Source organism: Streptomyces sp. NPDC088350, assembly GCF_044753545.1.
Classification (GTDB): domain Bacteria; phylum Actinomycetota; class Actinomycetes; order Streptomycetales; family Streptomycetaceae; genus Streptomyces.
The window spans coordinates 94,352-117,819 of the sequence record NZ_JBIVNL010000011.1; the positions used below are offsets into that span (position 1 = coordinate 94,352).

The window sequence follows — 23,468 nt, forward strand, 5'->3', positions numbered from 1 at the left end:
GCTGCTGTGCTGTGTCGGCGTCGGCGGCCGGCTGCGTCGCGTCTTCTTTCTGCACGGTTCCCGACCGGCAGGACATTGTCCATCCCCCGGTCAGGGTCATCAGCCCTGGCTGCCTTGGTCACCCACAAGCGTGCCGATCTTCTCACCCTTGACGGCGCGGGCGATATTGCCCTCCGCCAGAAGCTCGAAGACCAGGATCGGAAGCTTGTTGTCGCGGCACAGGGTGATGGCGGTCATGTCCGCGACCTTGAGGTCCTGGGTGATGACCTCGCCGTAGCTGAGCGAGTCGAACTTGACGGCCGCCGAGTTCGTCTTCGGGTCGGAGTCGTAGACGCCGTCCACGCCGTTCTTGCCCATCAGCAGCGCCTCGGCGTTGATCTCCAGGGCGCGCTGGGCGGCGGTGGTGTCGGTGGAGAAGTACGGCATGCCCATACCGGCGCCGAAGATGACCACGCGGCCCTTCTCCAGGTGGCGCACGGCGCGCAGCGGGATGTACGGCTCGGCGACCTGGCCCATGGTGATGGCGGTCTGGACGCGGCTGTCGATGCCCTCCTTCTCCAGGAAGTCCTGGAGGGCGAGGCAGTTCATCACGGTGCCGAGCATGCCCATGTAGTCGGAGCGGGCCCGGTCCATGCCGCGCTGCTGGAGTTCGGCGCCGCGGAAGAAGTTGCCGCCGCCGATGACGACGGCGACCTCCGCGCCGTCCCGTACGACGGCCGCGATCTCACGGGCGATCTTGTGCACCACATCGGGGTCGACGCCCAGGCCCCCGCCGCCGGAGAAGGCCTCTCCGGACAGCTTCAACATGAACCTGCCGCGTACCTTGCCGTCGTCGCTCTTCTGGGCCTTGGTGGTCATGACGTTCTCGCCTCTTTTACGTGGTCGCACATACGAAGAAGGCCACTGCCGGTGGGGTGTCGTTCGCATCCCATGCTCGGCAATGGCCTCCTCGTCAGATCTGCTGTCGTCCGCCACGCGCGTGTGTGCGGCGGGATACGCCAGCAATACAGCCGACTGCTGACGACCCTAGCGGGATTCCGCCGGGCGCCGCGCGTCGATCGCGGTACGGACTCAGATGCCGACCTTGATGCGCGTGAAGCGCTTCAGGGTGACACCCGCCTCGTCCAGAACCTTCTGGACGGACTTCTTGGGGTCGAGCGCGTACGGCTGACCGAGCACCGTCGCGTCCTTGAAGAAGCCGTTGACGCGACCCTCGACGATCTTGGCGATCGCGGCCTCGGGCTTGCCCTCGGCGCGGGTGGTCTCCTCGGCGATGCGACGCTCGGACTCGACGACCTCGGCCGGCACGTCCTCCTTGGCCAGGTACTTCGGCGCGAAGGCGGCGATGTGCTGGGCGACACCGCGGGCGACCTCGGCGTTCGGCTTGTCCAGCTCGACGAGGACACCGATCTGCGGCGGCAGGTCGGGCATCGTGCGGTGCATGTACGCGGAGACGTAGCCGTCGGTGTACTGGGCGAAGCGGTCCAGGACGATCTTCTCGCCCAGGTTCGCGTTGGCCTCGTCGACGAACGCCTGAACCGTCTTGCCGGGCTCGATCTCGGACGCGAGGAGCGCCGCGATGTCGGCCGGGGAGGTGGCGGCGACGTGCTGGGCGATCTGGCCCGCGACGGCCTGGAACTTCTCGCCCTTGGCGACGAAGTCCGTCTCGCACTTCAGCTCGACCAGGACACCGGAGGTGTTGTCGTCGGCGATGACGGAGACCACGGCGCCGTTCTCGGCGGAGCGGCCCTCGCGCTTGGCGACACCCTTCTGGCCCTTGATACGGAGCGCCTCGACGGCCTTCTCGACGTTGCCGTCGGCCTCGTCCAGCGCCTTCTTGCAGTCCATCATGCCGGCGCCGGTGAGCTCGCGGAGCTTCTTGACGTCGGCGGCGGTGTAGTTCGCCATGATCTGAAAATCTCTTCTCGGAGTTCGAAGTCTCGAAGTCGGCGGCGGCCGCGTGGTGAGCGGGCTTCCGCCAAAGATCTACGGGCTACGAAGATCTAGGGGCTGTGAGTGAACGGCGGGTGGCGCGGTCGGCACCACCCGCCGTCACTTCAGCTCAGCCCTTTGGCCCGGAAGGTCAGGCCGTTGGCCGGGAGGGTCAGGCCTGCTCGGCGTCGGCGACCGGAGCGGCCTCAGCCTCGGCGGCGGGGGCCTCGACGACCTCGGCAGCGGCCTCAGCGGCAACCGGAGCCTCGTCGGCCTGCTCGGCGTCGGCGACCTTCTCCGTCTCGGCGGAGGTCTGGACCTCGGCCTCGGCGGCGGGAGCCTCGTCGGCCTTCTTCTCGCCCTCGAGCAGGTCGCGCTCCCACGCGGCGAGCGGCTCGCCGGCGGCCTTGTCACCCTTGGCCTCGGCGGCGACACCGGAGCGGCTGATGAGGCCCTCGGCGACGGCGTCGGCGATCACGCGGGTGAGCAGGGTGACGGAGCGGATCGCGTCGTCGTTGCCCGGGATCTTGTAGTCGACCTCGTCGGGGTCGCAGTTCGTGTCGAGGATGGCGACGACCGGGATGTTGAGCTTCCGGGCCTCACCAACCGCGATGTGCTCCTTCTTGGTGTCCACGATCCAGACGGCGCTGGGAACCTTGGACATCTCGCGGATACCACCGAGGGTCTTCTCCAGCTTGGCCTTCTCGCGCGAGAGCACGAGAAGCTCCTTCTTGGTGAGACCGGACGCGGCGACGTCCTCGAAGTCGATCTGCTCAAGCTCCTTGAGGCGCTGCAGACGCTTGTAGACGGTGGAGAAGTTGGTGAGCATGCCGCCCAGCCAGCGCTGGTTGACGTAGGGCATGCCGACGCGGGTGGCCTGCTCGGCGATGGCCTCCTGCGCCTGCTTCTTCGTGCCGACGAACATGACCGTGCCGCCGTGGGCGACGGTCTCCTTGACGAACTCGTAGGCGCGGTCGATGTACGACAGCGACTGGAGCAGGTCGATGATGTAGATGCCGTTGCGCTCCGTGAAGATGAAGCGCTTCATCTTCGGGTTCCAACGACGGGTCTGGTGACCGAAGTGGACGCCGCTTTCCAGCAGCTCCCGCATCGTGACGACGGCCATGGCCGTTCTCCTTGATTTTCTCGGTTGTGCCGCGAGCACCGGGACGGCACTCGCGCCTGACGCCCACATGCGCGTGCCCAGAGGACCGAGGAGCGCTGACACCGGATTTCGTCTCTCGACGGAGGACCGGATGTCGGGGCGTGCGAAGTCGACCCGGTGACCCGGATCGCCAAAGGAAGTGTACGGGACCCGCGAGGTACCGGGTGACGCCGATGTCCACAACCGCCGGCCGGTCCACAGCTCCCGGCCATGATCGCCTCGGATACGGCACGGTTTGCACCATGCGAACACGACGGCATCCACGACATCCGCACATGGCCCTGGCCTTGGCGCTGACCCTCTTCCTCACCCTGCTGACCTGCGCGGCCCGGGCGGACGACGCCCCTCCGCCACCGGGAGTCCCGCCCCCTCCCGTACCGGCCCTGGCCCGCACCTGGCCCGTAGGTTCCCACCCCTTGGTCCTACGAGGCTGGGAACCCCCGGCGACGCTCTACGCCCCGGGCCACCGAGGCGTGGACCTGGCGACCCCGCCCGGCGCTCCGGTACGAGCGGTGGCCCCGGGCCGGGTGTCCTTCGCGGGCCGGGTGGCGGGGAGGGGCGTGGTGGCGGTCGAGCTGACGGGAACGGATCTACGCACGACGTACGAGCCGGTGAGCGCGACCGTGAAGAAGGGCGCCGAGGTGGAGGCGGGCGAGGCGGTGGGAACGGTGGAGATCACCGGCTCGCATTGCACGACGACGTGCGTGCACTGGGGCTTGCTGAGAGGGGAGGTGTATTTGGACCCGCTGGCGTTGCTGCCCCCATGGCTGCTGAATCGGGGCCCATCCCGCTTGTTGCCGGTGCTGGGAGCTTCTTAGGGGCGCGGGGCTGTATCAATTTGCGGCTCCGCCGCGGGGCGCGACCAGCCCCCACCGAACCGGCAGCCAACACTCAACCCTGAAGGCCCCGCAAAGCCATACTCACCGCAGCCTCAGTAATCACCGAGGGATCCTCCGCAGCCCCCAGCTCAATCCTCCGCACAGCCGCATCGACAACCCCTTGCAGCAACATCGCCGCCAGCCGAGGCTCCCCCTGCCCCATCTCCGCCAACGCCTCGACGATCATCGCGACCAACCCCCCATGCGCGGCCCGAATCTTCTCCCGAGCCCCCGCATCGAGTTCGCTCGCGGAGATGGCGACAACAGCCCGATGCCGCCGATCCCCGACCAACGCAAGCTGCTGCCGCACGTACGCTTCGACCTTGCCCTCGGCGGAGCCGGCCCGCTCCATCGCCGCCGACACATCCGCCGCCCAGACGGGAAAGTCGACCTCGCACAACTCCTCGACCACGGCGGCCCGGGAGCGGAAGTACTCGTACACGGACGACCGCGCGAGCCCCGTCCGCTCGGCCAGGGCCGGAAAGGTCAGCGCCTCCGTCCCGCCCTCGGACAGCAGGGAACGAGCCGCGTCCAGCAGGGCGGCTCGCTGCATCGACCGGTGCTCGGCCACGGAGGCCGCTCGAATCCTTGGCACGTCAACCACTCTACGGACGGTCCACCCCCGGCGGGAGTGACCGGGGCCCCGCAGGCACGATTCTGCGAGGTCGAGAACGCCGTACGGCTTGCGCTCAACGGCCGAAACTCGCCAGCTTGGCGCGCAGTTGCAGCACGGACTTGGTGTGGATCTGGCTCACCCGGCTCTCGGTCACCCCGAGCACGTTGCCGATCTCGGCGAGAGTGAGACCTTCGTAGTAGTACAGCGTGACGACGGTCTTCTCGCGCTCGGGCAACGTGTTGATCGCCCGCGCCAGGAACCGTCGCAGCTCCCGCCCCTCGGCCACCTCCACCGGGTTGTCGGCGGCGGTGTCCTCCAGGGTGTCCATCAGGCTGAGCCGGTCGCCGCCCTCGCCGCCGGCGTGCAGCAACTCCTCCAGGGCGACCACGTTGGCCAGCGACAACTGGCTGAAGACGGCGTGGAGTTCCTCCACCGCGATGCCCATCTCGGCGGCCACCTCACCTTCGCTGGGGGTGCGCCTGAGCCGCGCCTCCAGCGTGGCGTACGCCCGCTCCACGTTCCGCGCCTTCTGCCGCACCGAGCGCGGGATCCAGTCCAGCGCGCGCAACTCGTCGATCATCGCGCCCCGGATGCGGGTGATCGCGTACGTCTCGAACTTGATCTCCCGCTCGATGTCGAACTTCTCGATCGCGTCGATCAGTCCGAACACCCCGGACGACACGAAGTCGGCCTGTTCCACATTGGGCGGCAGCCCGACGCTCACCCGTCCCGCGACGTACTTCACGAGCGGCGAGTAGTGCAGGATCAGCTGCTCGCGCAGCCGCTCGTCGCCCGTCGTCTTGTACGACCGCCACAGCTCGTCGAGCGTCGAGGGAGCGGGCGGCCGGACGCTGCCACCGTCACGGGCGGCTGGGGGGATCGCCGCCCGGTCGGACCCGGAGGTGTGCTGGGGCATTCGTCGCCTTGTGCCGTTCTGCCGTGAAGTGGGGTTGCCTGGGTGAGCTGTCGGACTGATGTGGAGTTACCGCTCTGTTTGCCGGTCTGTGCCGGAATCCCCGTGAGCGTAGCGTGACTGGAGTGTCGCGGTGTGCGAAGGGCAAGGCCCGGACCGGGCACGGACGCGTTCGAAGGGGTGCCGGAACAGGTCACTCCGATTGCTCTGCGTGATCATCGGAATGCGCCAACTGCGGGAATTCCCAAGGGTGTCGGGGTTCCCCCGGACGGCCGAACACGCTCGGTCAGCGGCGCCCCCGATCAGCCCGGACCGAGATCATCGCCTGGCGTGTCAACTTCCAGCCGTCGCCGTGTCGTTCGACGTAACCAAGTGCTCGGAGTTCGTACAGTCTCGCGATCGCGTCGTCCTCCGTGGTCTGCGCACCGCGCGCGATCTCCCCCGGTGGCGCCGCCCTGTTGCCGGGCAGTGCGGCGAGGATGCGCCGGGCCGCCGGTTCCAACAGGTCGCGCGGGAGCACCGGCCCGCGTCGGTCCGGGGCCAGTTCGCCCATGTCACCGACCAGTTCGACGACTTCCGCGGCGTCGGTGACCAGCACCGCGTCCCCGCGCAGGAGTTCGTGCACACCGGCGGAGAGTCCGCTGGTGGCGGGGCCGGGCACGCCCATCGTGTGGCGCCCCAGCCGCTGCGCCGCCCGAGCCGTGACGAGGGACCCGCTCCGATACGCGGCCTCGACGACCACCGTGCCCCTGGTGAGCGCCGCGATCACCCTGTTCCGGAGGATGAACCTGCTCGGCGTCGGATGCTCGCCGGGCGGCAACTCGCCCACCACGAGCCCCTGTTCGGCGATCCTGGTGATCAACTCGGTGTGGCCGCGCGGGTAGGGCCGGTCGACGCCGCAGGCGAGTACGGCGACGGTGGCGCCGCCCGCGCCGAGGGCGCCGCGATGTGCGGCACCGTCGACTCCGTAGGCGCCGCCGGACACGACGATCCAGCCCTCCTCGGCGAGGTCGGCGGCGAGGGTGGCCGCCATGTGCGCGCCGTACTCGGTGCAGGCGCGGGCGCCGACGACCGCGACGGACTTGAGCGCCCAGACCCGCAGGCTGGGCCGCCCCCGCACCCACAGTCCGATGGGCCGCGCGTCTCCGAGATCGTCGAGCTGGGCGGGCCACTCGATGTCCCCGGGACACACGAACCGGACACCGGCATCCTGCGCGACGGCCAGGTCCCGCCCGGAATCGACCAGTCCGGCCCGTGCGCACAGCCCGGCCCACCGCTTGTCGGTCACCCCGACGAGCTGCGGCCCAACGTCCCGCAGGCGCCGGGCCACTTCCACGGCCCCCAGCTCACGAATCCAGCGACCGGCCACTTCGTCGCCGGGTTCGATCACCCGGGCGAGGTGGACCCGGGCGTGGAACTCGTCGCCCGGGTTCTCGTGCGCGGTCATGCCAGTGCCCCGAGGGACATCGTCACGCCTCGTGAAATACCTGTGCGCAGTTGCAGGGCGAGGAGCACGTCCGTGTCATCGGGCCGGTCGTGACCCTTGAGATCCGCGACCGTCCAGGCCACCCGCAGGACCCGGTCGATCCCGCGCGCGGTCAGCGCACCCCGTTCCAGACCGCGCTCGGCCTCGTCCATCGCCCCGCGCACGGCGTGCCAGCGGCTGCGCAGTTCACGGCCGGGTACCTCGCTGTTGGTGCGCCACGGAGTGTCCGCGAGGCGTGCCGTCGTCCGCTCCCTGGCCGCCCGCACCCGGTCCGCGACCGCGGCCGTGGACTCGCCCCGCGTACCGAGTCCGGTGAGCTGGTCCCGCGTGACGCGGTCCACCTCCACCCGCAGGTCCACCCGGTCGAGCAGCGGCCCGGAGAGCCGGGCCTGGTACCGCCGGATCGACATCGGCGCGCACTCGCACAGATCGTCGGTCTGCGAGAAACGGCCACACGGACAAGGGTTGGCCGCGAGCACCATCAGAAACCTCGCCGGGAACCGGACGACGCCCGCACTGCGCGCGATCACCACATGCCCTGCCTCCAGGGGCTGCCGCAGCGCATCGAGGGCTTGACTCCTGAATTCGGGTGTTTCATCCAGAAAAAGCACACCTCTATGCGAAAGCGACACCGCACCGGGCCGCGCGATCCCCTGCCCTCCCCCGACGAGGGCCTGCATCGTGGCCGAGTGGTGCGGGGCGCAGTAGGGAGCGGTGTCGATCAGGGGTTTGCCCGGCGGCAGCAGGCCCGCCACCGAGTGCACCGCCGTGACTTCCAGCGACTCCTGCCTACTGAGCCGGGGCAGGACGGCGGGCAACCGTTCCGCGAGCATCGTCTTCCCGGCTCCCGGCGGGCCCTCTAGAAACAGATGATGGCCGCCGGCCGCCGAGACCTCCACCGCCGTCCGCGCCGAGAACTGGCCGACGACATCCGAGAGATCATGCCCCGCGTCGTGCTGGGCCGCGCCCATGCTGTGCATCCCCGTGGCGGCGCCCGTGCCGGGCATGCGCAGTCCGGCGAGAAGCGGGTCCGGGCGTCCCAGCTCGTCCGGTTCCTCGTCAGGTACGGGCTCGTCCGCGAGTACGGCGATCAGCTGACGCAGGCTGCGGACGCCCAGCACGGACACCCCGGGCACGAGGGACGCCTCGGCGGCGGCGCACTCCGGCACGACGACCTGCTCGTATCCGGAGTCCGCAGCGGCCAGCACCGCCGGCAGGATCCCCCGGACCGGGCGGACCCTTCCGTCGAGGCCCAGTTCGCCGATCATCACGATGTCGGCGAGCACCCGGGGATCGATCCGTTCGGCCGCGCCGAGTACCGCCGCGGCGACGGCCAGGTCGAAGCCGCTGCCGCTCTTCGGTACGGACGCCGGGCTCAGGCCCACCGTGAGTTTCTTCTGCGGCCAGGCGGCGCCCGAGTTGACCACAGCGGCCCGCACCCGGTCCTTGCTCTCCGTCAGGCTCTTGTCGGGCAGTCCCACCAGGGTGAACGCGGCGACGCCCGGTTCGAGGTCGGCCTGGACCTCGACCACCACGCCCTCGACGCCCACCAGCGCCACCGAACACGTACGAGCGAACCCCATCTCAGGCCACCCCTCGCGCGTGCTCGACCACGGGCCCGCCGCGCCGGGGCAGGACGACGCCCACCAGGTCGATACGGACCCCTCCCGGCGGGGCTCCGCCGTGCGCGTGGATCCACCGCGCGGCGAGGCCGCGCAGGCGCTCCGCCTTCTCGGGGGTCACCGCGGCCATCGGGTGCTCGAAGGCACCGGCCCGTCGTGTCTTGACCTCGCAGACGACCAGGACGTCGCCGTCCCGCGCCACGATGTCGATCTCGCCCGTCCTGCCACAGCGCCAGTTGCGCTCCAGGACGGTCATCCCGGCCTCGACCAGCCGTCGTGCGGCCAGCGTCTCACCGTACTTGCCGAGTGCACTGCGTGCGTTCATCTCGCACCACCTCCGCGCCAACCGTGACGCGGAACGGTCCACCAAGTGGATCTTGGTGGACCGTTCAGTGGTTGTGGAGAACTCCGTCACCCGCACGAGCGACGGTCATCCCGCGGAGACCTGACAAAGACCCGCCGTCAGCCGCCCGGCAGCTCCAGATCGCTCTTGTTCAGCTCCTCGATGTTCACGTCCTTGAAGGTGAGCACGCGGACCTGCTTCACGAAGCGAGCCGGTCGATACATGTCCCACACCCAGGCATCCGCCATGGACACCTCGAAGAACACCTCGCCCTGGACCGAGTGCACCTGCATCTCGTAGTCGTTGGTGAGGTAGAAGCGCCGCTCGGTCTCGATCACGTATTTGAACAGACCGACGACATCGCGGTACTCCCGGTAGAGCTTCAGCTCCATCTCGGTCTCGTACTTTTCGAGGTCCTCGGCGCTCATGGCATGTTCCCCTTCAGCCGTGCGATCCCACCATTGTGCGCCAGTCCCCTGAGCCCCTAGACGATTTCGGTGTCAAGGGTCACGGGCCCGGCCGGGGGACCTTCGTCGAGCAGCCTACGGAGCAGCTCGGCGAGTCTGGTCGGATACACCGTCTCATGCGCCCGGTCCAGTTCCCGGCACGTCCACCAACGTGCTCCGGAGACGCTGCGTCGCTCCAGCTCGGTGAGGGCCGTGGCGCCGGGCACGCCCTCGGCCGCAGCAGCCGTCCTGGCCAGGTAGTACCACTCGTCCTGGTCCCAGCGGCGGCCCGCGAACGGGAAGGAGCACGTCCGGGTCCACAGCACCGGACCCAGCTCCACCTGTGTGATGCCGGTCTCCTCCGCGAGTTCCCGAAGGGCGGCCTCCTCGCGGGTCTCGTCGCCCTCCAGGCCGCCGCCGGGCGTGAACCACCAGTCGTCGGCCGGATCGTCCGGTTCGTGGCCGTGCAGCAGCAGGATGCGGTCCTGGGGGTCGAGGAGGACCACCCGCGCGACCTTGCGCAGCCCGCCCTCGTACGAGTCGCCGTGCGCGCCCTCCTCGGTGGCCTCAGTGGGCACCGGCGGGCTCCGTACGGGTGCGGGAGCGGCGGCCGGCCAACAGCTTGGCGACGGGGCCGTAGGCGCCGCCGCCGAGGACGAGCACCGCGCCCGCGACGATCAGGGCGACGATCACACTCAGGGGGCCGGGATGCGAGAGGCCGCCGAGTTCCTCGAAGCCGGTGGGGCGCTCCAGCATGCCCTTCATCGGCCAGACGACGGCGTCCACGCGGGCGTTCACGGCGCTGCTCGCGACGGTGCCGCTGGCGACGTCCGTGAGGTGGGTGCTGGAGTCCAGGGAGCCCTGGCGTTCGTCGCCGAGGAGGAACAGTCGGCCCTTGGGGACCTTCACCGTCGGGATCGTCTTGTCCTCGACGGCGCCGCCCTTGAGGTAGCCCTCGGCGATCTGCTTGCCGTTGACGACCAGCTTGCCGTTCGTGCAGCAGGAGACGGTGTCCCCGCCGACGGCGACGACGCGCTTGACCACGGGGGCGTTCGTCACCCAGGTCTTGTCGGTGAAGACGACGACGTCGCCCCGGCGCACCTCGCCGCCGTCGATGCGCTGCGCCAGCACCCGGTCGCCCATGTCGATGGTCGGCGTCATCGAGCTGGTGGGCACCGTGTACGGCCGGTAGACCACCGCTCCCCAGCCGAATCCGCCGAGGAACAGCACAAGGCCCAGTGCGACGGCCAGTCCGGACAACCGCTGTCCGGTCCGGCTGCCCACCGGGCCCTTGCCTGTGCCGCCGCCGGTACGCGGGGCCGTACGTGTTGCGCTCTCGCCACCCATGGGTCCGCACCCTACCCGGCGGTACCGAGGGTGGTCAGCCCTTCCTCCGGGTCCAAGGTCACAAGCTCTACACGGCCTTTACCCGACCTTGGCGGACCGCTTGCGGCGCCACAGGGCCAGCGGCAGCACACCGACGAGGGCGAGGCCCTCCGGAGCGGCCGTCAGCAGGCGGGAGGCCGAGGCCTGGGTGTTGATGCCCGTCTGGTCGAAGGTGTCCGGGATCGGCAGCGTGCCCCAGCGGTTGATGGGCCAGGCCTTGACGATGGCGCGGCCGACGACCTCCTTCACCGGGACCATGCCGTGGTGCTTGTCGGACTGGTTGTAGCGCGAGTCCCGCGAGTTCTGCCGGTGGTCGCCCATCACCCAGATGTCACCCTTGGGGACCTTGACGGTGAACTGGCCGCCCTGGTCGTCGTTGGTGCACGGGGTGTTGCCCGGGTAGACGTACGGCTCGTTCAGCGCCTTGCCGTTGACCATCAGCGGGCCGGTGCCGCTGCAGGAGACGGTGTCGCCGCCGACGCCGATGACCCGCTTGATGAGGTCCTTCTCCTGGGCCGACGGCATCAGACCGATCCAGCTGAGCACCGTCTGCAGGGCGTTGGGGTTGGCCGTGGGCTCGCCCGCCAGCCAGTCGTCCGGGTCGTGGAAGACGACGACCTCGCCGCGCTCGGGCTCGGAGCCGAACCACGGGGTGAGCTTGTCCACCAGGACGCGGTCACCCTGCTGGAGGGTGTTCTGCATCGAGTCGGAGGGGATCGAGAACGCCTGCACCAGGAACGTCTTGATCAGCAGCGCGAGGACGAGCGCGATGACGATGAGGATCGGCAGCTCCTTCCAGAAGGAGCGCGGCTTCCTCGCCTGCGAGGTCGGTTCGCCCGGCCCCTGTTCCTCTACCCGGAGAGCGTCACCCGGCGCCGTACCGTCCTCGTCCGCTCCGGCGTCACTCCCGGAGGTCACGGCGCTGTCCGCGGCCGGGACGGGTGCTTCCACGGGCTGTCCGTGCTGCTCCTCGCCGTCGTGTCCGGACCGTGCGCCAACCGCCACATCCCCCACGCCAACTCCTTACTCTGTGCCGCCGCCTGCCCCATCCTCGGCGCAGACCCACCACTCCCATAACGAGCGGGAGTTCCGCAGGGCTCGGGAGTTGGACCGATCCGTTCGGATCGACCGGGGCAACCCTATGCGACAGTTCGGGGGCGGCGGTCGTCCCCGACACGGAGTTGGAAACCGATGCGAAGGTTTTAGGTTCATCGAGGCTGGTCCAGTGGCCCATGGGCCAGGCGATCATCTTGGCCCTCCCCACCACCAGACTGAGCGGGACCGTGCCTCCGTAGCTGGTGTTCTGGTGGGCGCGGGAGTCCGCCGAGTTGCCGCGGTGGTCGCCCATCACCCACAACCGGCCCTTGGGGACGGTGATGTCGAACGCAGTTTCGGACGGTGCGTTCCCGGGATACAGGTAGTCGCCCTCGGTCAGGGGAACGCCGTTGACGGTCACCCGCCCTTGCGCGTCACAGCACTTGACGTGGTCGCCGCCGACGCCGATGACCCGCTTGATGAGGTCCTTCTCGTTGTCGGACGGCAGCAGGCCGATGAACTGGAGGCCTTCCTTGACCTGCTTGATCACGACGGGGTCGTTCTTCTTGGTGGTCTCCTCGTCCCCCAGCCAGCCGCCCGGGTCGTGGAAGACGACGACGTCGCCGCGCTTGGGCTCGGAGCCGAACCACGGCGTGAACTTGTCCACCAGGACACGGTCGCCGATGCGGATCGTCTGCTCCATGGAGCCCGACGGGATCACGAACGCCTGGACGAGGAAGGTCTTCAGGACAAGGGCTATGAGGACGGCGACACCGACCAGGAGGGGTATTTCCCGGACCGCGCCACGCCTGCGCCGCCGCTTGACCTTGCGCTGGAGCTTGCGCCGCTCGGCCCTGCTGCGGCCGGCGCCCCCCGCAGGGGCGAGCGCGCCCGCGCGCCGGAAGCCGGTGGGCAGCAGGTTCTCGTTCCCGAAGTTGCCGCCCGGCGCCGCGCCGCGCGGTTTGCCGCGGTTACCCATGGGCGCCGTCCGCGGCGGGTACGCGCGCGTAGGCGCCGGGTCGGACGAGGTGGGTCCAGTGCCCGGCGGGCCAGACGATCCAGTCGGCCCGTCCGATGACGTCACCAACAGGGATCATGCCTCCGCCCGGGTCGCCCAGGTGGTCCCGGGAGTCGCTCGAGTCGCTGCGGTGGTCGCCGAGGACGAAGAGCGTGCCCGCGGGCACGACCACGTCGAAAGGAACGGTGGACGGAGTGTCACCGGGGTACAGGAACGCCGTCTCGTCGACCGACCGCCCGTTCACCTGGAGTCTCCCCTCCTCGTCGCAGCAGACCACGTGGTCTCCCCCCACACCCACAACGCGCTTGATGTAGTCGGCGTCCCCGAAATAGCCGGTGCCGTCGAACACGACGATGTCGCCGCGCCGCGGATGGGCACCGAAACGGTACGCCAACTTATTTACGAGAACGCGGTCGCCGATCCTCAATCCGGATTCCATGGATCCGCTAGGAATCTGGAATGGCTGGAGCAGGAAGGTGTTGAGCAGCAGCACGAACACCAGACAGACCAGGGCGGTCAGGGTGATCCGGCCGCCGGGCAGCCACTCGGCGACCCGCGACACCAACGCGAAACGCGACCGTTCCTCCTGGCCTCCTGTGTCGTCCGAGGTGTCCTCGGAGTCGGAGGGGCGGGAGGAGCGGTCGCGCTCCGTCTGCTGTGCTTCGGTGTCCATCGGGGCCAGATGTTATCCGGCCGAGATGTGAACTTCCCGAGCGCGATCAGTTGTCGCGCTTCTCCTTGATCTTCGCGGCCTTGCCGCGCAGCTCACGGAGGTAGTACAGCTTCGCGCGACGGACGTCACCACGGGTCACGAGCTCGATCTTCTCGACGATCGGGGTGTGCACCGGGAAGGTGCGCTCGACGCCGACGGAGAACGAGACCTTGCGGACCGTGAAGGTCTCGCGGACACCGGCGCCCTGGCGACGGATGACTACGCCCTTGAACTGCTGCACACGGGAGCGGTTGCCCTCGATGACGCGGACGTGGACGTTGACGGTGTCACCCGGGCGGAAGGCCGGGATGTCGGTGCGCAGCGAGGCGCTGTCGACGGTGTCGAGCAGGTGGGACATTTCGTCTGCTTTCTTCGTTGATGCCACAGGTCACCAACGGGAGCTGGGTTTTCAGAAGGATGCTGTCCATGTCGGGGCGGGCGTCGTGTCCCCCTGTGGCAGGGGCGCACGCCGGACGACGCACAACAGCGACCTATTGTTCCACGCCTTCGAGCCTGCGCCAAAATCGGCCGTACGGCTCCCCCGCCGGGTCCGGGGCCCAGCCCAGGATCGAGAGCATCTCGCGGTCCTTCTTGTCGAATGCCTTGGGCTCGCAGCGCTCGATCAGGTCGGGCCGGTGGGCGGACGTGCGCTTCAGCGCCTCGTCGCGCCGCCAGCGGGCGATCCTGCCGTGGTGGCCGCTGGTCAGCACGTCCGGGATCTCCCGGCCGCGCCACTGGGGCGGCTTGGTGTAGATCGGCCCCTCCAGGAGGTTGGCCATGGCCCCGGGTGCGAAGGAGTCGTCGCGGTGGGACTCGGCGTTGCCCAGGACACCCGGCAGCAGCCGTGCCACGGCCTCGGTGACGACCAGGACGGCCGCCTCGCCGCCGGCGAGCACGTAGTCGCCGATGGACACCTCGTAGACGGGCATCCGGGTCGCGTACTCGTCGACGACCCGCCGGTCGATGCCCTCGTAGCGGGCGGGCGTGAAGACCAGCCAGGGGCGCTCGGAGAGTTCCACGGCGAGTTCCTGGGTGAACGGCCGGCCGCTGGGCGTGGGCACGATGAGCGCGGGCGCGCCGGAGCCCGTCTCGTAGCCGTCGGCCAGGACGGTGTCCAGGGCGTCGCCCCAGGGCTCGGTCTTCATGACCATGCCGGGCCCGCCGCCGTAGGGGGTGTCGTCGACCGTGTTGTGGCGGTCGTACGTCCAGGAACGCAGATCATGCACGTGCACATTCAGCTGTCCACGCGCGCGTGCCTTGCCGACGAGGGAGACGTTCAGCGGTTCGAGGTACTCGGGGAAGATCGTGACGACGTCGAGCCGCATCAGGACTCTTCTCGGTTCGACACGACCTCTGCCTGGTCGTCGATCAGCCCGGGCGGCGGGTCGATGACCGCGCGCTGCTCCTCCAGGTCGATCTCGGTGACGATCGACTCGACGAACGGGATCATCACCTCGCTGCCGTCGGGCCGCTCCACGATGAAGAGGTCCTGGGAGGGCAGGTGCGAGATCTCGGTGATCCGGCCGACCTCGGTGCCGTCCTTGGTGACCACGTCCAGATCCATGAGCTGGTGGTCGTAGTACTCGTCCTCTTCCTCCGGCAGCTCCTCCGGGTCGATCTCGGCGATCAGGAGGGTGTTGCGCAGGGCCTCGGCGCCGGTGCGGTCGCTCACGCCCTCGAAGCGCAGGAGGAGCCGGCCGCTGTGGACACGGCCGGTCTCGATGGTCAAGGGGCCGGTGGAGGCGGGTTCGGTGGCCAGGACGGCTCCGGGGGCGAGCCTGAGTTCCGGCTCGTCGGTGCGTACCTCGACGGTGACCTCGCCCTTGATGCCGTGGGCACGGCCGATGCGAGCGACTACCAGCTGCACTGTGCTTGATCTCCTGTCATACAACTCACCTGTCACACCTCATACGACCGGCGGTACGACGACGGGCCGGGGACGGCCCGCAGGCCCTCCCCGGCCCGAGCCGGCTTGCTATTGGCGTCAGCGGACGTGGTCCACGTCGACAAGGTCGACGCGGACGCCTCGGCCGCCGATGGCGCCCACGACGGTGCGCAGAGCGCGAGCGGTGCGGCCGTTGCGGCCGATCACCTTGCCGAGGTCGTCGGGGTGCACCCGGACCTCCAGCACGCGCCCGCGACGCAGGTCGCGCGAGGCGACCTGCACATCGTCAGGGTTGTCGACGATGCCCTTCACGAGGTGCTCGAGAGCCTCCTCGAGCATGCTCAGGCCTCGGTCGACTCGGACTCGGCCGAAGCCTCGTCCTTCTTCTCAGCCTTCTTCTTCTGGGTGATGGCCTCACCCTTGCCGGAGTCGTCGCCACCAAGGGCGTCGAACACCGGGCGCGCGGCCTTCGGCTCGGCCACGAGTAGCGGAGCCGGGGCCGGCAGGCCCTTGAACTTCTGCCAGTCGCCGGTGAGCTTCAGGATGGCGAGTACGGGCTCGGTCGGCTGTGCGCCGACACCCAGCCAGTACTGCGCGCGGTCCGTGTCGACCTCGATGCGCGAGGGGTTCTGCACCGGGTGGTACAGACCGATCTCCTCGATGGCCCGGCCGTCACGGCGGGTACGGGAGTCGGCGACGACGATGCGGTAGTGAGGCGAACGGATCTTGCCCAGACGCTTCAGCTTGATCTTGACTGCCACGGGAGTGGGTTCTCCTGGTTTTGACGTGGTTGGGCACGGCGAGATTGCCGCGTGGGGTTGCGGTACCCGAGTGCCCGATGGACGCGTCAGCCGGAGGCGAGAGGGTTCCTGTGCGGCTGTCGAGTACAGCTAGCCATTGTGCCACACCCTGGCGGTCCGCCCGACCGGGGAGCATGCCCCCACATGCTCCCGCCCACGCGGAAGCGACACCCGGCGCCGGGAGGTGACCGGCGCGGGTGTGCGCAACCCGGACCTGCGGGATGCGGCTGCCACGAGCAGCCGCGCCCTCAGGCCGCGCCCACGACCTCCGGGATACGGAAGGGCTTGCCGCAGCCCCCGCACACGATCGGCGCCTGGGCCAGTACGGACGGGACGACCCGTACGTTACGACCGCAGTCGCACACCGCCTTGACGCGGACGCCGCCACCGGAGGAACCGTGACGGGCGGCCGGGCCGCGGAAGGTGCGGGACGTGTCCGCCGAGGTGGCGACGGTGTGGGCCTTGAGCGCGCGCTGGAGGCGCTCGATCGTCGGCCGGTACCGCCGCTTGGCCTCGGGGTTGAGCTGGACCAGCGAGAAACCGCTGCTGGGATGCGGTTCGTCGGGGTGGTCCAGGCCCAGCTCCTCGGCGATCGCGAGGAATCTGCGGTTGTGGTAGCGGCCGGCACGGGACGTGTCGCGCACGCCGCGCGCGGCGGCGATGCCATGGACTGCCTCATGAAGCAGTCGCTCGAAGGAGAGCTCGTGTCCGCAGGCGGACGACGACTCTCCGATCAGGGACTCGGGCGCGGCCAGATCGGGCAGTTCGGGGTGGTACCGCTGAATGTCGGCCCACGCCTCTGCCAGCTCTGCGGCGAGAACAGGTGGTGTCTGTGTCGTGCTCACGTAATGACAACGAGCCGGAGTGCCCCTGTGTTCCGATTCCGGGCCATCCCAAATAATTTGCACGTACCCGTCAGTTGCCGCTGATGCGTCCGGAGGAGGGCGGGTGCGCTGATCTGCGGAGAAGCCTCACAGCTCATACCAAGCTGGTGCGTAGGCCCACGTACGACCCGGCGCGTAGACGGTGTCCGCGCGCCGGGGGAGCTGTTGTCCGCCGTTGTGCAAGGGGCGTTTCGGTCGCTCTGCCGCCGGGGGGGCGCTACCTCAGTAAGCGCGCGCGACGACCGCGACGTTACCGGGTGCCTGGTCGGCGTCCGGTACCGACCCGTCCTCGGCGACCAGACACCGTACGGTCACCGCGTGCTCGGCCAGCTCGGCCTCGCCCTCCTCGCCGAGTGTCGCCCAGGGGATGCGCGCCCAGCCGCCGGCGGTGGCTGCCTCGACGGCCTCCGCGATCGTGGACACCTCGGAGGTGCGGGACTCGCGCCGCTCGCGGGACTGCCTCAGCAGCAGCGCCTGGTCCTCCTCAAGGAGGACGGGAAGCAGCTCTACAAGAGAGTCGATCGCCACCGGCTCCTTCCCGCCCGGGATGCGGCGGGCCAGCATCGCGGTGCCGTTCTCCAGGTCACGGGGGCCGACCTCGATCCGTACGGGCACGCCCTTCAGCTCCCAGTCGACGGCCCGGCGCCCGAAGGGGATGTCCGTGCGGACGTCGACACGGACGCGTACGCCCGCCGCCTTCAGCCGGGCCCCGATCTCGCGGACCTTGGCCAGAACCGCCTCGTCGCCCTTGATCGCGAGGACGACGGCCTGGATGTGGGCGAGCCGCGGCGGCACCCGGAGTCCGTCGTCGTCGCCGTGCATCATCACCAGCGCGCCGATCATGCGCGTGGTGGAGCCCCAGGAGGTCTGCCAGACCAGTTCCTGCTTGCCCTCCTTGGACAGGTACTGGGTGTGGAAGGCCTTGGCGAAGTTCTGGCCCAGCTCGTGGCTGGTCGCCATCTGCAACGCCTTGCCGTCGCCCATCATCCCTTCGAGGGTGAGGGTGTTGATCGCGCCCGCGAACCGTTCCTTGACGGTCTTGCGACCCGGTACGACGTCCATCGCGAGGACGTTGACCATGAAGTCCTCGTAGACCTCGCGATGGATGTGCGCGGCGAAGTCGCGCGCCTCCTCGTAGGTCGCGTGCGCGGTGTGGCCCTCCTGCCAGAGGAACTCACTCGTACGGAGGAAGAGCCGGGGCCGCAGCTCCCAGCGGACCACGTTCGCCCACTGGTTGATCAGCAGGGGCAGGTCCCGGTAGCTCTGCACCCACTTCGAGAAGTACTCGTTGACGATCATCTCGGAGGTGGGCCGGACGACCGCGGGCTCCTCCAGCTCCTTGCCGCCGCCGTGCGTGACCACGGCCAACTCGGGCGCGAAGCCCTCGACATGGTCGGCCTCGCGGGCGAGGTAGGACTGCGGGATCAGCAGCGGGAAGTACGCGTTCTCGGTGCCCGTGTCCTTGATGCGGGCGTCCATCTCGGCCTGCATCCGCTCCCAGATGCCGTACCCGTACGGTCGGATCACCATGGAGCCGCGCACTGGGCCGTTGTCGGCCAGCTCGGCCTTGCTGATCAGATCCTGGTACCAGCGGGGGAAGTCGTCCGCCCGCGGGGTGAGTACGGGTGCCTTGGCCATGGCGAGATCGTACGGCCCCACGTTGCCGTCATGTGAATTCTCGCCACTCCCACAGAGAAGCCACAAGCAGGGCCCCACAACCCCTGGACGCGGTAGCGAGTGCGGAGTTTGCTGGCATACGGGGGAAGTGCGGGCGCACATCACGGGGGCCTCGGAAACGGGCACGGCCACAACTCTCGGCGGATTGGGGCGCTTTCGATGACACCTACGCTCGTGCGGCACTACCTGCCTCATGCGGGGCCCGCGCCCCGCGTGGACCTGGGTGCACGCGCGCGTGACTGGTCCGAGATCCAGGAGCGGATGCTGGTGCCGCTCTACGAAGCCGTCTACGAGCGACTCGAAGTGGGGCCCGGCACCCGGCTGCTCGGCCTCGGCTGCGGCTCCGGGCTCGCCCTGCTGATGGCGGCCTCCAGAGGCGCGGCGGTCACCGGTGTCGAAGGCTCCTCCCCCGAACGACTGGCCCTCGCCCGGGAACGGCTCCTGCCGGACGCCTGGTCGCCACGCGCGCGTGCGCACACCCGACTCGTCTACGGCTCCCCCAGGGACGCGGCCGACGCGGAGACGCCCGCGTACACCCTGGTGACCGCTTTCGAGCCCATCGGGTGCCTCGCCGGCGACTCGGAGGGGCTCGGCCGGCTGCTCGCGTCCGCGACGCCGCTCGCCGCGCGCGGGACACCCGTGGTACTGGCCGGCTGGGGGCCGCCGGAGCGCTGCGCGACCTCGTCCGTGCTGCGGGTGGCCACCAGGCTGGCGGACCCGCTGCGCGGCACGGGGAGCCCGCGCCCGGTCCTGCGCGACGACCTGGAGGAGGTCGCCCACCACGCGGGACTCAGGCCGGACGGCTCGGGACGGGTGGCCTGCCCCTTCGGGTACGCCGACGTGGACAGCGCCGTACGAGGGCTGCTGTCGACGGGGCTCTTCGACGCGGCGATCCTCGCCACGGATCAGGTGCAGGTGGAGAAGGAGTTGGCGGAAGCGCTGCATCCGTATCGGCGGCAGGACGGCACCGTGTGGATGCCGAACGTCTTCCGATATGTGATCGCGCGTACGACCTGAGGATGACTACGGCTCTTCCTTGAAGAGGCGCGTGACGCCCGCGATGCGGTACGCGTCCGTCTCCTCCAGGGTCTCGTTCTCCAGGAGGGCTTCGGCGAGCGCGTCCAACTGGCCGCGGTGGTCGCGGAGTTTGCGGATGGCCTCGTCGTAGCACTCGTCGACGATGCGGCGCATCTCGTGGTCGATCACGTCCAGGGTCTGCGGTGCCGCCGAGAGGCCGTAGGCCTGCTGGGCGTCGTTCGGGAGGGCGGAGAGGCGGCCGACGCGCTCGCTCATGCCCCAGCGGGCGACCATCCCGCGCGCGATGTTGGTGACCTGTTCGAGGTCGCTCTCGGCGCCGGTGGTGATCACGCCGTAGACGACCTGTTCCGCGGCCATGCCGCCGAGGGCGCCGATGATCCGGCCGCGCAGGTACTCCTCGGTGTACGCGTACTTGTCCGCGTCCGGCGTCGAGAGGGTGACGCCGAGGGCCCTCCCGCGCGGGACGATGGTGATCTTGCGGACCGGGTCGGCGCCGGGCTGGAGCATGCCGAGGAGGGCGTGGCCGCTCTCGTGGTAGGCGGTGCGCCGGCGTTCCTCCTCGGGCATCACCAGCGGGCGTTCGGCGCCCAGTTGGACCTTCTCCAGGGCTTCCGAGAGGTCGGCCTGGGTGACCTGGTCCTGCTTGCGCTTGACGGCGAGGAGGGCGGCCTCGTTGGCGAGGTTGGCGAGTTCGGCGCCGGTCATGCCCGGGGTCGTACGGGCGACCTGGGCGAGGTTCACGTCCTGCGCGAGCGGGATCTGGCGGGTGTGGATCTCCAGGATCGCCTCGCGGCCACCCCGGTCGGGCGGCGAGACCATGACCACCCGGTCGAAGCGGCCGGGGCGGGTCAGCGCCGGGTCCAGGACGTCGGCGCGGTTGGTCGCCGCGATGACGATGACGCCCTCGGAGCCGGAGAAGCCGTCCATCTCGGTGAGGATCTGGTTCAGGGTCTGCTCGCGCTCGTCGTGACCGCCCATGCCGCTGCCGCCGCCGCGGGCCCGGCCGATGGTGTCGATCTCGTCGATGAAGATGATGGAGGGGGCCACCTTGCGGGCCTCCGCGAACAGTTCACGCACGCGTGAGGCACCGACACCGACGATCATCTCGATGAACTCGGAGGCCGAGGCCGAGAAGAACGGCACCCCCGCCTCCCCCGCGACGGCCCGCGCGAGCAGCGTCTTTCCGGTGCCGGGCGGACCCGCGAGCAGCACACCGCGAGGCATCTTGGCGCCCATCCTGCGGTACTCGTCGGGGTTCTTGAGGAAGTCGACGACGTCGTTCAGCTCGCCCTCGACCTCGTCGATGCCGGCGACGTCCTCGAAGGTCGTGCGCTGCTTGCCCGGCTCCAGTTCGACCGGTTTCGGCGGGGCCTTGCGGCCGAGCATGCCGCCCGCGCCGCCGAGCCCCGAACTCATCCGCCGCGCGATGAAGATCCACAGGACGACCAGGAGCAGCATCGGGGCCAGCGAGATCAGCAGATTGGCCAGAAAACTGCGGTGCTGGACGACGGGTTCCGCCGTGACGGTGACGTTGTGCTTGGTCAGGTCCTCCCAGAGCTTGTCGTCCGCGAAGGTCGGCCGCTCGGTGTCGAACTTGGTGTACTTGCCGTCGCCGTCCGGCTTGTCCTGGCTCTTCTTGAGCTGGCCCTGGATCGCGTTGCCCTTGGCGTAGATCTTGGTGACGTTGCCCGCGTCGACCTGTTTGCTGAACTCCGTGTACGAGATCGTCGGTTCGTTGCCCTCGTTGAAGAAGGACAGGATCAGGTTCGCGATCAGGTACACGACCAGGGCGGTGAGGACGAGGCTCCACCAGCCGCCGCGCATCTTCTTCCCGCCCGGCGACGGCTTCGGGGGCTCGTCCGGGGTGCCTTCGGTACGCCAAGGCTGATCGGGGGACTTGCGCGGCGGCGCGGGGTTGGTCATATCGGGACGTTACGACACGAACCAACCCTCGGCATGTGCACCCGGTGAACTCAACCCATGAACTTCTTGAACTCGTCCGGCAGCTCGAAGTCCTGGGCGCCCTGCTGGGGCAGCCCGAACGCGTTGCCGCCCTGAGCCGCACCGGCCTCGCGGCGCTGCGCCTCCTCCAGCTCCTGCTGCTTACGCTTCATCGGGTTGCCGGAACGCTGCTTGCCCTTGGCCTGCTTGGGCTGCTTCTTGGTGCGGCCGGGGCCGCCGCCCATGCCCGGCATCCCCGGCATGCCGGGCATCCCGCCGCCCTGCGCCATGCGGGACATCATCTTGCGGGCCTCGAAGAACCGCTCGACCAGGCCCTTCACGGCGCTGACCTCGACGCCGGAGCCCTTGGCGATACGGGCGCGGCGCGAGCCGTTGATGATGGTCGGCTCGGCACGCTCGGCCGGGGTCATCGACTTGATGATGGCCGCCGTACGGTCGACATCGCGCTCGTCGAGGTTGTTGATCTGGTCCTTGATCTGCCCCATGCCGGGCAGCATGCCGAGCAGCTTGGAGATGGAGCCCATCTTCCTGACCTGTTCCATCTGGGACAGGAAGTCGTCGAGGGTGAAGTCCTGGCCCTTCTTGGACGCCAGCTTGGAGGCCATCTTCTCGGCCTCTTCTTGGCTGAACGTCTTCTCCGCCTGCTCGATCAGGGTGAGCAGGTCACCCATGTCGAGGATGCGGGAGGCCATCCGGTCCGGGTGGAAGGCGTCGAAGTCGTCGAGCTTCTCACCGTTCGACGCGAACATGATCGGCTTGCCGGTGACCGAGGCGATCGACAGGGCCGCACCACCGCGGGCGTCGCCGTCGAGCTTGGAGAGCACCACGCCGTCGAAGCCGACGCCGTCGCGGAAGGACTCGGCGGTGTTGACCGCGTCCTGGCCGATCATCGCGTCGACGACGAACAGGATCTCGTCCGGCGAGACCGCGTCGCGGATGTCCGCGGCCTGCCGCATCAGCTCCTGGTCGATGCCCAGGCGGCCGGCGGTGTCCACGATCACGATGTCGTGGACCTTGGACTTCGCGAACTCCATGGAGTCCTTGGCGACCTTGACCGGATCCCCGACCCCGTTGCCCGGCTCGGGCGCGTAGACCGCGACACCGGCGCGCTCGGCGACGACGCTCAGCTGGTTCACCGCGTTCGGGCGCTGGAGGTCGGCGGCGACGAGCAGCGGCGAGTGCCCCTGGTCCTTGAGCCACTTGCCGAGCTTGCCCGCGAGGGTCGTCTTACCGGCACCCTGCAGACCCGCGAGCATGATCACGGTCGGCGGGTTCTTGGCGAACCGCAGCCGCCGGGTCTCGCCGCCGAGGATCGTGACGAGTTCCTCGTTGACGATCTTCAGGACCTGCTGGGCCGGGTTCAGCGCCTTGTTGACCTCGGCGCCGAGGGCACGGTCCTTGACGTTCTTGATGAACGTCCGGACGACCGGCAGCGCCACGTCCGCTTCGAGGAGGGCGATCCGGATCTCGCGCGCGGTGGCGTCGATGTCCGCCTCGCTCAGACGCCCCTTGCCACGCAGATTCTTGAAGGTCGCTGAGAGGCGGTCGGAGAGAGTATCGAACACGGCGGCGTCGGTCCTCGGAGTCGGGGGCAGTGTGAGCGTCTTCCAGGGTATCCGGCCGCGCAAGCGAATCGTCCCCGCCCGCACGGCCGGAAACCCCGGGCGGGA

25 protein-coding genes are annotated in these 23,468 nt (G+C 69.3%); 2 read left to right on the forward strand and 23 right to left on the reverse strand.

Features of this window, described 5'->3' with window-relative positions:
* Positions 1-99: 99 nt before the first annotated feature.
* From pyrH to rpsB, 3 genes are all read right to left on the reverse strand, one after another.
* Positions 100-858 (reverse strand): UMP kinase, encoded by a 759-nt coding sequence (gene pyrH / locus ACIQBL_RS34600; protein ID WP_401949024.1) that lies wholly within the window; start codon positions 856-858, stop codon positions 100-102.
* Positions 859-1,071: 213 nt separating this feature from the next.
* A complete protein-coding gene (gene tsf, locus ACIQBL_RS34605; protein ID WP_401949027.1) occupies positions 1,072-1,908 on the reverse strand; it encodes a translation elongation factor Ts in 837 nt (278 codons plus the stop codon).
* A gap of 196 nt (positions 1,909-2,104) precedes the next feature.
* The gene (rpsB, locus tag ACIQBL_RS34610; RefSeq protein ID WP_401949030.1) at positions 2,105-3,058 is read right to left on the reverse strand and encodes a 30S ribosomal protein S2; all 954 of its coding nucleotides are present in this window, start codon (positions 3,056-3,058) and stop codon (positions 2,105-2,107) included.
* 281 nt (positions 3,059-3,339) lie between these two features.
* Between rpsB and ACIQBL_RS34615 the strand changes: the two genes are divergently transcribed.
* Entirely contained in the window at positions 3,340-3,915 is a 576-nt protein-coding gene (locus tag ACIQBL_RS34615; RefSeq protein WP_401949033.1) for a murein hydrolase activator EnvC family protein, read from the forward strand.
* Between the two features lie 73 nt (positions 3,916-3,988).
* Here ACIQBL_RS34615 and ACIQBL_RS34620 read toward each other — a convergent pair whose 3' ends face one another.
* The 18 genes from ACIQBL_RS34620 to proS all read right to left on the reverse strand — a co-directional run bounded on the left by ACIQBL_RS34620 (position 3,989) and on the right by proS (position 18,759).
* Positions 3,989-4,546 carry a TetR/AcrR family transcriptional regulator gene (locus ACIQBL_RS34620; RefSeq protein ID WP_401949035.1) on the reverse strand — a complete coding sequence of 186 codons (558 nt, stop codon included), beginning with the start codon at positions 4,544-4,546 and terminating at the stop codon, positions 3,989-3,991.
* A 118-nt stretch (positions 4,547-4,664) separates the two neighbouring features.
* Positions 4,665-5,507, reverse strand: coding sequence for an RNA polymerase sigma factor WhiG (whiG, locus tag ACIQBL_RS34625; protein WP_019058710.1), 843 nt, complete (start codon positions 5,505-5,507; stop codon positions 4,665-4,667).
* Positions 5,508-5,790: 283 nt separating this feature from the next.
* The gene (gene dprA / locus ACIQBL_RS34630; protein ID WP_401949037.1) at positions 5,791-6,951 is read right to left on the reverse strand and encodes a DNA-processing protein DprA; all 1,161 of its coding nucleotides are present in this window, start codon (positions 6,949-6,951) and stop codon (positions 5,791-5,793) included.
* Positions 6,948-8,573: a YifB family Mg chelatase-like AAA ATPase gene (locus tag ACIQBL_RS34635; RefSeq protein WP_401949040.1), complete on the reverse strand. Its 1,626-nt coding sequence runs from the start codon at positions 8,571-8,573 to the stop codon at positions 6,948-6,950. Before ACIQBL_RS34635 ends, dprA begins: the two co-directional genes overlap by 4 nt.
* Before the next feature lies 1 nt (position 8,574).
* Positions 8,575-8,937, reverse strand: coding sequence for a YraN family protein (locus ACIQBL_RS34640; protein ID WP_401949042.1), 363 nt, complete (start codon positions 8,935-8,937; stop codon positions 8,575-8,577).
* A gap of 137 nt (positions 8,938-9,074) precedes the next feature.
* Complete coding sequence (locus ACIQBL_RS34645) at positions 9,075-9,383, reverse strand: DUF2469 domain-containing protein (protein ID WP_003965949.1); 309 nt, start codon at positions 9,381-9,383, stop codon at positions 9,075-9,077.
* A 56-nt stretch (positions 9,384-9,439) separates the two neighbouring features.
* Positions 9,440-9,979 carry an NUDIX hydrolase gene (locus ACIQBL_RS34650; RefSeq protein WP_401949045.1) on the reverse strand — a complete coding sequence of 180 codons (540 nt, stop codon included), beginning with the start codon at positions 9,977-9,979 and terminating at the stop codon, positions 9,440-9,442.
* Complete coding sequence (lepB, locus tag ACIQBL_RS34655) at positions 9,969-10,748, reverse strand: signal peptidase I (protein WP_401949048.1); 780 nt, start codon at positions 10,746-10,748, stop codon at positions 9,969-9,971. Before lepB (ACIQBL_RS34655) ends, ACIQBL_RS34650 begins: the two co-directional genes overlap by 11 nt.
* A 78-nt stretch (positions 10,749-10,826) precedes the next feature.
* Positions 10,827-11,801, reverse strand: a complete 975-nt coding sequence (lepB, locus tag ACIQBL_RS34660) for a signal peptidase I (protein WP_401949051.1) — start codon at positions 11,799-11,801, stop codon at positions 10,827-10,829.
* Positions 11,689-12,801, reverse strand: a complete 1,113-nt coding sequence (lepB, locus tag ACIQBL_RS34665) for a signal peptidase I (protein WP_401949053.1) — start codon at positions 12,799-12,801, stop codon at positions 11,689-11,691. Before lepB (ACIQBL_RS34665) ends, lepB (ACIQBL_RS34660) begins: the two co-directional genes overlap by 113 nt.
* Entirely contained in the window at positions 12,794-13,513 is a 720-nt protein-coding gene (lepB, locus tag ACIQBL_RS34670) for a signal peptidase I (RefSeq protein ID WP_401949055.1), read from the reverse strand. Before lepB (ACIQBL_RS34670) ends, lepB (ACIQBL_RS34665) begins: the two co-directional genes overlap by 8 nt.
* Before the next feature lie 46 nt (positions 13,514-13,559).
* Positions 13,560-13,910 (reverse strand): 50S ribosomal protein L19, encoded by a 351-nt coding sequence (gene rplS, locus ACIQBL_RS34675; protein WP_007384968.1) that lies wholly within the window; start codon positions 13,908-13,910, stop codon positions 13,560-13,562.
* A gap of 133 nt (positions 13,911-14,043) precedes the next feature.
* Positions 14,044-14,877 carry a tRNA (guanosine(37)-N1)-methyltransferase TrmD gene (gene trmD / locus ACIQBL_RS34680; RefSeq protein WP_401949058.1) on the reverse strand — a complete coding sequence of 278 codons (834 nt, stop codon included), beginning with the start codon at positions 14,875-14,877 and terminating at the stop codon, positions 14,044-14,046.
* On the reverse strand, positions 14,877-15,419 hold the full coding sequence (rimM, locus tag ACIQBL_RS34685) for a ribosome maturation factor RimM (protein ID WP_401949061.1): 543 nt from the start codon (positions 15,417-15,419) through the stop codon (positions 14,877-14,879). The genes trmD and rimM overlap by 1 nt, the downstream gene beginning before the upstream one ends.
* A 117-nt stretch (positions 15,420-15,536) precedes the next feature.
* Entirely contained in the window at positions 15,537-15,776 is a 240-nt protein-coding gene (locus tag ACIQBL_RS34690) for an RNA-binding protein (RefSeq protein WP_005479813.1), read from the reverse strand.
* Between the two features lie 2 nt (positions 15,777-15,778).
* Positions 15,779-16,198, reverse strand: coding sequence for a 30S ribosomal protein S16 (gene rpsP, locus ACIQBL_RS34695; RefSeq protein ID WP_401949063.1), 420 nt, complete (start codon positions 16,196-16,198; stop codon positions 15,779-15,781).
* Between the two features lie 287 nt (positions 16,199-16,485).
* A complete protein-coding gene (locus tag ACIQBL_RS34700; RefSeq protein WP_401949066.1) occupies positions 16,486-17,082 on the reverse strand; it encodes a hypothetical protein in 597 nt (198 codons plus the stop codon).
* Between the two features lie 261 nt (positions 17,083-17,343).
* Positions 17,344-18,759 (reverse strand): proline--tRNA ligase, encoded by a 1,416-nt coding sequence (gene proS, locus ACIQBL_RS34705; RefSeq protein WP_401949069.1) that lies wholly within the window; start codon positions 18,757-18,759, stop codon positions 17,344-17,346.
* Positions 18,760-18,957: 198 nt separating this feature from the next.
* Between proS and ACIQBL_RS34710 the strand changes: the two genes are divergently transcribed.
* Positions 18,958-19,815 carry an SAM-dependent methyltransferase gene (locus ACIQBL_RS34710; RefSeq protein ID WP_401949071.1) on the forward strand — a complete coding sequence of 286 codons (858 nt, stop codon included), beginning with the start codon at positions 18,958-18,960 and terminating at the stop codon, positions 19,813-19,815.
* A gap of 6 nt (positions 19,816-19,821) precedes the next feature.
* On the opposite strand, the gene ftsH is transcribed toward ACIQBL_RS34710, so the two are convergent.
* Both ftsH and ffh read right to left on the reverse strand, forming a co-directional pair.
* Positions 19,822-21,759, reverse strand: a complete 1,938-nt coding sequence (ftsH, locus tag ACIQBL_RS34715) for an ATP-dependent zinc metalloprotease FtsH (RefSeq protein ID WP_401949074.1) — start codon at positions 21,757-21,759, stop codon at positions 19,822-19,824.
* 50 nt (positions 21,760-21,809) lie between these two features.
* Positions 21,810-23,363: a signal recognition particle protein gene (ffh, locus tag ACIQBL_RS34720; protein WP_401949077.1), complete on the reverse strand. Its 1,554-nt coding sequence runs from the start codon at positions 23,361-23,363 to the stop codon at positions 21,810-21,812.
* Positions 23,364-23,468 lie beyond the last annotated feature (105 nt).

Excerpts from the sequence above, each read along its gene's own strand:
- ACIQBL_RS34635 (WP_401949040.1), bottom strand. The coding sequence starts at position 8,573 with ATGGGGTTCGCTCGTACGTGTTCGGTGGCGCTGGTGGGCGTCGAGGGC.
- trmD (WP_401949058.1), bottom strand. The coding sequence starts at position 14,877 with ATGCGGCTCGACGTCGTCACGATCTTCCCCGAGTACCTCGAACCGCTG.
- ACIQBL_RS34690 (WP_005479813.1), bottom strand. The coding sequence starts at position 15,776 with ATGCTCGAGGAGGCTCTCGAGCACCTCGTGAAGGGCATCGTCGACAAC.
- ACIQBL_RS34710 (WP_401949071.1), top strand. The coding sequence starts at position 18,958 with ATGACACCTACGCTCGTGCGGCACTACCTGCCTCATGCGGGGCCCGCG.
- lepB (WP_401949048.1), bottom strand. The coding sequence starts at position 10,748 with ATGGGTGGCGAGAGCGCAACACGTACGGCCCCGCGTACCGGCGGCGGC.
- dprA (WP_401949037.1), bottom strand. The coding sequence starts at position 6,951 with ATGACCGCGCACGAGAACCCGGGCGACGAGTTCCACGCCCGGGTCCAC.
- whiG (WP_019058710.1), bottom strand. The coding sequence starts at position 5,507 with ATGCCCCAGCACACCTCCGGGTCCGACCGGGCGGCGATCCCCCCAGCC.
- rpsB (WP_401949030.1), bottom strand. The coding sequence starts at position 3,058 with ATGGCCGTCGTCACGATGCGGGAGCTGCTGGAAAGCGGCGTCCACTTC.
- proS (WP_401949069.1), bottom strand. The coding sequence starts at position 18,759 with ATGGCCAAGGCACCCGTACTCACCCCGCGGGCGGACGACTTCCCCCGC.
- ACIQBL_RS34615 (WP_401949033.1), top strand. The coding sequence starts at position 3,340 with ATGCGAACACGACGGCATCCACGACATCCGCACATGGCCCTGGCCTTG.
- pyrH (WP_401949024.1), bottom strand. The coding sequence starts at position 858 with ATGACCACCAAGGCCCAGAAGAGCGACGACGGCAAGGTACGCGGCAGG.
- tsf (WP_401949027.1), bottom strand. The coding sequence starts at position 1,908 with ATGGCGAACTACACCGCCGCCGACGTCAAGAAGCTCCGCGAGCTCACC.
- rplS (WP_007384968.1), bottom strand. The coding sequence starts at position 13,910 with ATGTCCCACCTGCTCGACACCGTCGACAGCGCCTCGCTGCGCACCGAC.
- ACIQBL_RS34645 (WP_003965949.1), bottom strand. The coding sequence starts at position 9,383 with ATGAGCGCCGAGGACCTCGAAAAGTACGAGACCGAGATGGAGCTGAAG.
- lepB (WP_401949053.1), bottom strand. The coding sequence starts at position 12,801 with ATGGGTAACCGCGGCAAACCGCGCGGCGCGGCGCCGGGCGGCAACTTC.
- ftsH (WP_401949074.1), bottom strand. The coding sequence starts at position 21,759 with ATGACCAACCCCGCGCCGCCGCGCAAGTCCCCCGATCAGCCTTGGCGT.
- lepB (WP_401949055.1), bottom strand. The coding sequence starts at position 13,513 with ATGGACACCGAAGCACAGCAGACGGAGCGCGACCGCTCCTCCCGCCCC.
- ACIQBL_RS34640 (WP_401949042.1), bottom strand. The coding sequence starts at position 8,937 with ATGAACGCACGCAGTGCACTCGGCAAGTACGGTGAGACGCTGGCCGCA.